A 7,354-nucleotide genomic window follows, 5' to 3' on the forward strand; every position below is an offset into this window, starting at 1 on the left:
ACCATCCCGGCGCCGGACTGCCATCCCGCTCCGGCATGACGGACGCGCGCGGTCTGGGCGGGGTGCACGAGGAAACCCGGATGATGACCGGCACCTCGCCGCTGGCGCGGGCGCGCATGCGGGCCCAGGGGGTGATGGGCAAGCTCAAGCGTTTCCTGACCGAGCGGGTGGGCGAGGACTTTGCCGCCACCGAGGTGCTGCCGGTGTCGCCTCGCCTGCAGCAGGCCATTGCCATCGCGGTACCGGTGCCCAGTGCCGATGCCGGCCTGCCCGTCACCGGCACGACCGGGGTGCAGGGGCTGGCGGTCGGGCGCCTGCAGGTCGAGCAGGCCGCGGTGGCGCTGCGCGAGCGCAGCAACGAGTTCAAGCAGGCGGCCGAAACACCCAGTGAAAAAGCCACCATCGAAGTGGTGGCGCTGATGTTCCAGAGCATCCTGGCCGAGGAACGCATCCCGCCCAGCGTGCGGGTGTGGTTCGCGCGCCTGCAGATCCCGGTGCTGCGGGTGGCCCTGGCCGAGCCGGAGTTTTTCAGTTCGCTCCAGCACCCGGCGCGCCTGCTGATCGACCGCATGGGCGGCTGTGTGATGGGCTTTGAAACCGATGTGGGTGCCGGCGCCCTGGAGGCCGAGATCCGGCGCGTGGTGCAGGTGATCGAGCAGTACCCCGAAACCGGTCGGCGCGTGTTCCAGCTGGTCTACGACGAATTCGAGAAATTCCTGGCCACCTTCCTGACCGAGAACTCCACCGCCAGCCGCTTCGTGCCGATCGCGCAGCAGATCGAGCAGAAGGAGACGCTGTCGGTGCAGTACACGATCGAGCTGCGCAAGCAGCTCGACGACATGGTGGTGCGCGACGAGATCCGCACCTTCCTGTTCCAGGTCTGGGCCGAGGTGCTGGCCGTGGCCAGCGTGAAGTACGGCGTCCGGCACGAGGAAACCGTCGCACTCAAGCAGGTGGCCTCCGACCTGCTGTGGGCGGCCAGCGCCAAACCGAACCGCAACGACCGCGCACGGGTGATCCAGCAACTGCCGGGCCTGCTGCAGCGCCTGCGTCAGGGGATGTCGCTGCTGGGCTATCCGCATGGCCTGCAGGACAGCCACATCAAATCCGTCAGCGACACGCTGGCCGATGCCTTCATGTCGCGCACCGAGGCCATCCCGCAAGAGCGTCTGGACCAGTTGTCGCAGCGCCTGGCGAACCTGGAGGACTTCTTGCCGGAGGGTGAGGTCGGCGATCTCGATCTCGACCACGACAGCATCGAGATGATCACCGGTGTCGATGCCAGCGACATCGAGGTCATCAACGCCGGTGGCAGCCAGCCGTCCGAGGCCATGCGGGCCTGGGCGAACGAGCTGCAGATCGGCAACTGGTACACCCTGGACCACAACGGCCGGCTGGCCGGTGTGCAACTGGCCTGGCGCAGCCGGCGTGGCCAGCTGTTCATGTTCGTCAGCAACGCCAAGCGCTGCTACCTGATGCAGGTCAACCGCGTGGCCGCCTACCTGCAGGCCGGGCTGTTGCTGCCCAACGATGAAGAAACCCTGACCGTGCGCGCCACGCGCGATGCCCTGGCCAAGCTCGACGCCAACCCCGAGCGCCTGTTGGCCTGATCACGCCTTTCGTTGACGCTGCAGCAGTCCGCCGGGCAGGCGGGCGATGAGGCCGTCGAGTTCGAGCTCGAGCAGGCGCGCCTGGAGGCGGTCGGTGGGCTCGCCGGTGCGGGCCTGCAGCGCATCGAACCCGACCGGATCGAAACCCATGGCGCGCAGCAGGGGGTCGTTGTCGATGGTGCGGTCGGGGTCGGCGCTGACCGCCACCGGGGTTGGCGGCGGCGCCAGCCGCAGGTCTTCGAGGATGTCCTGTGCCGATTCGACGAGCTTGGCACCCTGGCGGATGAGTGCGTGGCAACCGCGTGACTGGGGCGCGTGAATCGAGCCGGGAATGGCGAACACCTCGCGGCCCTGCTCGAGGGCGGTGCGCGCCGTGATCAGCGAGCCCGACTGCAGCGCGGCCTCGACCACCAGCGTGCCCTGCGACAGGCCGGAGATGATGCGGTTGCGCTGTGGAAAGTGGGCGGCCAGCGGGGGTGTGCCCAGCAGGTATTCGCTGACGATGGCGCCACTGGCGGCGATGCGCCGGGCCAGGGCGGCGTGGCGCGGGGGATAGACGCGGTCGAGCCCGGTGCCGACCACGGCGATGGTGGGGGCGCCCGCCTCCAGAGCTCCTTCGTGGGCATGGCCATCGACGCCCTGGGCCAGCCCCGACACCACGCACACACCCCGCTCGCCCAGCGCACGGGCGAACTGCCGGGCGTTGTCCCCGCCCTGGGGCGTGGGGTGCCGGCTGCCGACGATGGCCAGGCGGACCGGGTGGCGCAGTACGGCGGTCCGGCCTTGCACCTGCAGCATCAGGGGTGGATCGGCAATGGCCAGCAGATCGGCCGGGTAGTCCGCGTCGCCCAGGGTGATGAGGTGGTGCTCGCCCGGCGCTGCGTCCAGCCAGGTTTGGTGACGCTCAAGCGCGACCTCCAGGTCGGGTGGCGGGACGCTCAGCGCCTGGGCGAGCCGGGATCCGACGACGCCGGCCAGGTGCGTGGCCGATTGGGCAAAGATGTCGGGTGGCAGCCCGAAAGCGGCCAGCAGGCGCCGGGCGGTTTCACGGCCGACGCCCGGCGTCAGCAACAGCCTCAGCCAGCCGGCGAGCTCCTCGCGCTGCATCGGCGCCGTGCGCGTCAGGGGTTGACGAAGCGGTCACCCACCTTGGCACCGTCGCCGACCTCCAGGACCAGGGCATAGGACACCTTGGGGAAGGTCAGGAAGACCATCATCAGGCCGTTGCGCTCGCCGGGCAGGCGCAGTTGGGTGCGGGCATCGTCGGTTTTGTCGACGACCTGGTCCGCATCGCGCAGCAGGGCCAGCACGTGACCGCGCGCCATGCCGTGGTCGCTGCCGCGGTTGATGGCCACCACCTGGTTCTGGCCGGCATAGCTGACGCCGCTGCCATAAACGGCCGCGATCTGGCCGCTTTGCGGCATGCTCGGGGCGCTGGGCACGTAGTGGCTGAAGTCGCGCGGCGGCTCGGGCAGCAGGCGGTCGCCGACGCGCATCTCTTCCTTGGCCGCGACGATGTCGATGGTCGCGGGCACGATCTCGCCGTCGGCCAGCTCGTTGGCAGGTGCGGCTGCCAGTTTGGTGCGCTCGATATTCGAATCCTGCCCGTAGGCGGGGATGTAGACATCTGGGCGAGATGCCTCGGCAGTCTTGGACGGTGCCGCAGCCTTGACCACGGTTTCATCGCGCACCAGGCGGGCCTTGCCCACGTACTGCGCCTCGTAGCCCAGGACTTCGCCGGTGGCCGGGTCCTTGATCGGCACGGCGTTGCGGAACACGCGGTAGTCGCGCGGCTGCCCGGGCGCGGTGCTCAGTGGCGCGGTGCTGGTGTCGCTGCCATAGCGGGCGCGGGCATAGGCGCGGTCGCCCCGGCTGAGCAGCACGCGGCTGTTCGGGGCGGCGACGATGCGGGGCGCCTGGCTGAACGTGGCCTGATCGACGATCAGCGGCTCGGCCAGGAAGGTCTCGATGGCCTGCAGACGCACGGGCGGGATGGCCGACGCCGACAGGCTTTCGCTGCGAATGCGTGGCGAGACCTTGACGGTTTCGATGCCACCATTGGGGCTGCGGGTGGACAGGTGTGCGCGGTCACCGTCCCTGACCAGGTAGAGCACCTGGCCCGGGAAGATCAGGTGCGGGTTGCGGATCTGCTCCAGGTTCATGCCCCAGAGCTCGGGCCAGCGCCAGGGCTGGTTCAGAAAGACCTTGGAGATGTCCCAGAGCGTGTCGCCGCGCTTGACGCTGTACTGCTCGGGGGCGTTGGCCGCCAGATCGGACAGGGGGACGCCGGCCTGGGCGACATGGCTGGCTGTGGCCTGCTGATCGGCGGTGACCGGCCAGTCGCGGGCCGTGGCATGGCCGCAGGCCAGCAAGGCGATGGCAGCGGCGGATGCCAGCAGGGATGGCGCGACACGGCGGGTGCGCGCGGCGACGGTCGGACGGTTCTGGTTCGGCATGTATCGGGCCCCTGGGGCATGCGCGCCCACCTGCGCCAGGTCTGCCCGCGGGCGGATCGGATACGGCGGCAGCGATTTTTCTTGACAAGTCGCTTTTGATTTTGCAGCCAAGCCCTTGATTAGGCAATGTTTATGGTGCCCAAGGCAGGCAGGCAACGACAAAAGTGGCGAAAATAACGACAAACGATCCGTGCCCGCCCATGACTGCACCACTGCCCCTGCCCATTCTTCGCTATCCCGATCCCCGGCTGCACACCGTGGCGCGGCCGGTGGAGGCCGTCGACGAGCGCATCCGCGAGCTGGTCGGGCGCATGTTCGCCACCATGTACGAGGCCAATGGGGTCGGTCTGGCCGCGACGCAGGTCGATGTGCACGAACGCCTGATCGTGATCGACGTGAGCGAGACGCGTGACCAGCGCCTGGTGCTGATCAACCCCGAGATCGAGTGGGCCAGTCCGGAAACGCGCAAGGGCGAGGAGGGCTGTCTGTCGGTGCCGGGTATCTACGACGGGGTCGAGCGTTCGGTCGCGGTGCGGGTGCGTGCGCTGGACGAGCAGGGGCGCAGCCGTGTGATCGAGGCCGAGGGCATGCTGGCGGTGTGCGTCCAGCACGAAATGGACCATTTGCTGGGCAAGGTGTTCGTGCAATACCTCTCGCCGCTCAAGCAGAACCGCATCCGGACCAAGCTGGTCAAGGCCCAGCGGGAGGCGCAGCGCGCATGAACAGGATGATCAAACACGGGTGGGTCGCCCTGTGCCTGGCCCTGCTGGCGGGGTGTGCCGGCATGCCCGAGCGCATCGGAACGGGTGCACCGCGCGCCGAGATCGTGCAGCGCCTGGGAAAGCCCACGGGCGAATACGCCTTGCCTGACGGCGGCCGCCGCCTGCAGTACTCGCGACAGCCGGCGGGCCAGCAGGTCTACAACCTCGACCTGGATGCCGACGGCCGTCTGCGCCGGACCGAGCAGGTGATGGATATCGACTGGCTGCAGCAGCGGGTCGAGGTGGGGCGCTGGCACCGCGAGGACGTGCTGCTGCACCTGGGGCGCCCGGCGCTGGTGGAGGGGGTGGCGAGCTTTCGCGGCGATGTCTGGACCTACCGCTTCCTGGAGGTGGACCGGCCGCGCCAGGCCCACCTGCACATCGACCCCGAGGGCGTGGTGCAGATCCTGATGTTCACCGACGAGCTCCTGCCCGATCCGCCACAGGACAGGCACTGAACCCGGCCCTCTGTTCGAGAGCAATCGCATGAAACTGGTTTTTGCCGGGACGCCGGCTTTCGCCCGTGTGGCGCTGGAGCGGCTGCACGCGGCCGGCTTCGAGATCGCGCTGGTGCTGACCCAGCCCGACCGGCCGGCCGGCCGGGGCATGAAGCTGCAGGCCTCACCGGTCAAGCAGTTCGCGCTCGAACACGGCATTCCGGTGGCGCAGCCACGCAGCCTGCGCCTGGATGGCAAGTACCCCGAGGACGCGCTGGCGGCGCGCGAGGCCATCGCCGCCAGCGGTGCGCAAGCCATGGTGGTGGCCGCCTACGGCCTGATCCTGCCGCGCTGGGCGCTCGGCGCCCTGCCGCGGGGCTGCCTCAACATCCACGCCTCGCTGTTGCCGCGCTGGCGTGGTGCCGCGCCCATCCACCGCGCCATCGAGGCCGGCGACGCCGAGACCGGCGTGACCATCATGCAGATGGACGAGGGCCTGGACACCGGCGACATGCTGCTGGCCGAACGCCTGCCCATTGCACCCGAGGACACCACCGGCAGCCTGCACGACAAGCTGGCCGATCTCGGTGGCCGCTTGATCGTGGAGGCACTGGAGCTGGCGGCCTGTGGCGGCCTGCAGCGCACGTCCCAGCCGGCAGAGGGCGTGACCTACGCCCACAAGATCGACAAGGCCGAGGCCACCATCGACTGGCGCGAGCCGGCCGTGGTGATCGGGCGGCGTGTGCGGGCCTTCGATCCCTTCCCTGGTGCCAGCACCAGCCTGGGTGACGAGACCATCAAGGTGTGGGCCGCACGGCCCGACACCGACGCGACGGCGGCGGTGTCCCCTGCCGTACCGGGACGGGTGTTGTCGGTGGGCCCTTCGGGCATCGACGTGGCCACCGGCCAGGGCGTGCTGCGCCTCACCGAATTGCAACGCGCGGGCGGCAAGCGCCTGAGCGCGGCCGAATTCCTGCGCGGCTTCGCGCTGGCCCCGGGGCAACAACTGGGCGCCGTACCGGTGACCGGCCACGACGCTGCCACCACCGCACGGAGCTGACCCCATGTTCTGGCAAGCAACGCACCGTCGCTATCCCGAGTACAGGGTAGGGGCGCGTGACATGCTCACGGCGGCCGCGGGCATTGCCGCCTGGGGGCTGATGACCGGTGTGGCCATGGTCACCGCCGGACTGTCGCAGCTGGAGGCCATCCTGATGACCTTCATCGTCTTCGCCGGCAGCGCGCAGCTGACGGCGGTGCCGATGATCGCGGCCGGCGCGCCGCTGTGGGTGATCGTGGTGGCGGCTTTTTGCGTCAACCTGCGCTTCGTGGTGTTCTCGGCGCACCTGCAGCCCTACCTGGCCCATCTGCCGCGCTGGCAGCGTGTGGTCACCGGCTACGTGACCGGCGACCTGAGCTACGTGTTCTTCGCCCGGCGCTACCCGCGGCCGGGCCGCGACGACGATGAGCGCGCGCGCCAGCACGCCTACCTGATGGGCAACTGCGCGCTCAACTACCTGTCATGGATGGGTGCGAGCGTGCTGGGCATCCTGCTGTCGCACGTCATCCCCATCGAATGGGGCCTGGGCTTCGCGGGCATCCTGGCGCTGGTGGGGCTGACCTGCTCGCTGGCCACTTCACCGCTGCGCGTGGTCGCGGCCGGTGTGTCGGGCACGGCGGCGGTGGTGGCCTGGGCGCTGCCGCTCAAGCTCAACGTGCTGGTGGCCATCGTCTGCGCGGTGGCCATGTGCCTGCTGCTGGAACATACCCCGCTGAGGCGGCACGAGCAGGGCGGGCATGCTTGAGATGCATTGGCACACGTTATTGACGATTGTCGCTCTCGGGGTGGTGACCGTGGTCACGCGCTCGTTTTTCCTGTTCTCGGACCGGCCCTGGAAGCTGCCGCACTGGGCCCAGCGTGGCCTGCAGTACGCGCCGATCGCGGCCCTGGCGGCGGTGATCGTGCCCGAGGTGGTGACCACGCAGGGGGTGCTGGTGGACACCTGGCGGGACGCCCGCCTGTTCGCCGCTGCCGCCGGTGCGGCCTGGTTTTTCTGGCAGCGGGGCGTGCTCGGCACCATCGTGGTCGG

Annotated in this window: 8 protein-coding genes; 6 read left to right on the plus strand and 2 right to left on the minus strand. The window is 69.4% G+C overall.

What is annotated here, in order from left to right:
• Positions 1-1,610 (plus strand): DUF1631 family protein (locus PHQ87_RS12700; RefSeq protein WP_300234877.1); only part of this gene is annotated, 1,610 nt, incomplete at its 5' end.
• Here the strand turns inward: PHQ87_RS12700 and dprA are convergent.
• Positions 1,611-2,717, minus strand: coding sequence for a DNA-processing protein DprA (gene dprA, locus PHQ87_RS12705; protein ID WP_300234880.1), 1,107 nt, complete (start codon positions 2,715-2,717; stop codon positions 1,611-1,613).
• A gap of 14 nt (positions 2,718-2,731) precedes the next feature.
• Positions 2,732-4,066 carry a LysM peptidoglycan-binding domain-containing protein gene (locus tag PHQ87_RS12710; protein ID WP_300234883.1) on the minus strand — a complete coding sequence of 445 codons (1,335 nt, stop codon included), beginning with the start codon at positions 4,064-4,066 and terminating at the stop codon, positions 2,732-2,734.
• Positions 4,067-4,266: 200 nt separating this feature from the next.
• Between PHQ87_RS12710 and def the strand changes: the two genes are divergently transcribed.
• The 5 genes from def to PHQ87_RS12735 form a co-directional block, all read left to right on the plus strand.
• Complete coding sequence (def, locus tag PHQ87_RS12715; RefSeq protein WP_300234885.1) at positions 4,267-4,788, plus strand: peptide deformylase; 522 nt, start codon at positions 4,267-4,269, stop codon at positions 4,786-4,788.
• Positions 4,785-5,285: a hypothetical protein gene (locus tag PHQ87_RS12720; protein WP_300234887.1), complete on the plus strand. Its 501-nt coding sequence runs from the start codon at positions 4,785-4,787 to the stop codon at positions 5,283-5,285. The genes def and PHQ87_RS12720 overlap by 4 nt, the downstream gene beginning before the upstream one ends.
• Positions 5,286-5,313: 28 nt before the next feature.
• Complete coding sequence (gene fmt, locus PHQ87_RS12725; protein ID WP_300234891.1) at positions 5,314-6,324, plus strand: methionyl-tRNA formyltransferase; 1,011 nt, start codon at positions 5,314-5,316, stop codon at positions 6,322-6,324.
• A gap of 4 nt (positions 6,325-6,328) precedes the next feature.
• Positions 6,329-7,069: an AzlC family ABC transporter permease gene (locus PHQ87_RS12730; RefSeq protein WP_300234895.1), complete on the plus strand. Its 741-nt coding sequence runs from the start codon at positions 6,329-6,331 to the stop codon at positions 7,067-7,069.
• Positions 7,062-7,354: AzlD domain-containing protein (locus PHQ87_RS12735; RefSeq protein ID WP_300234898.1), on the plus strand; the 293-nt coding region annotated here is incomplete at its 3' end. The genes PHQ87_RS12730 and PHQ87_RS12735, both read left to right, overlap by 8 nt.

Origin of the sequence: Hydrogenophaga sp., assembly GCF_028698005.1 — a bacterium.
In the GTDB taxonomy this organism is placed as follows: domain Bacteria; phylum Pseudomonadota; class Gammaproteobacteria; order Burkholderiales; family Burkholderiaceae_C; genus Hydrogenophaga.

Coding starts and splice junctions, on each gene's coding strand:
- PHQ87_RS12710 (WP_300234883.1), bottom strand. CDS start 4,066: ATGCCGAACCAGAACCGTCCGACCGTCGCCGCGCGCACCCGCCGTGTC.
- def (WP_300234885.1), top strand. CDS start 4,267: ATGACTGCACCACTGCCCCTGCCCATTCTTCGCTATCCCGATCCCCGG.
- fmt (WP_300234891.1), top strand. CDS start 5,314: ATGAAACTGGTTTTTGCCGGGACGCCGGCTTTCGCCCGTGTGGCGCTG.
- dprA (WP_300234880.1), bottom strand. CDS start 2,717: ATGCAGCGCGAGGAGCTCGCCGGCTGGCTGAGGCTGTTGCTGACGCCG.
- PHQ87_RS12720 (WP_300234887.1), top strand. CDS start 4,785: ATGAACAGGATGATCAAACACGGGTGGGTCGCCCTGTGCCTGGCCCTG.
- PHQ87_RS12730 (WP_300234895.1), top strand. CDS start 6,329: ATGTTCTGGCAAGCAACGCACCGTCGCTATCCCGAGTACAGGGTAGGG.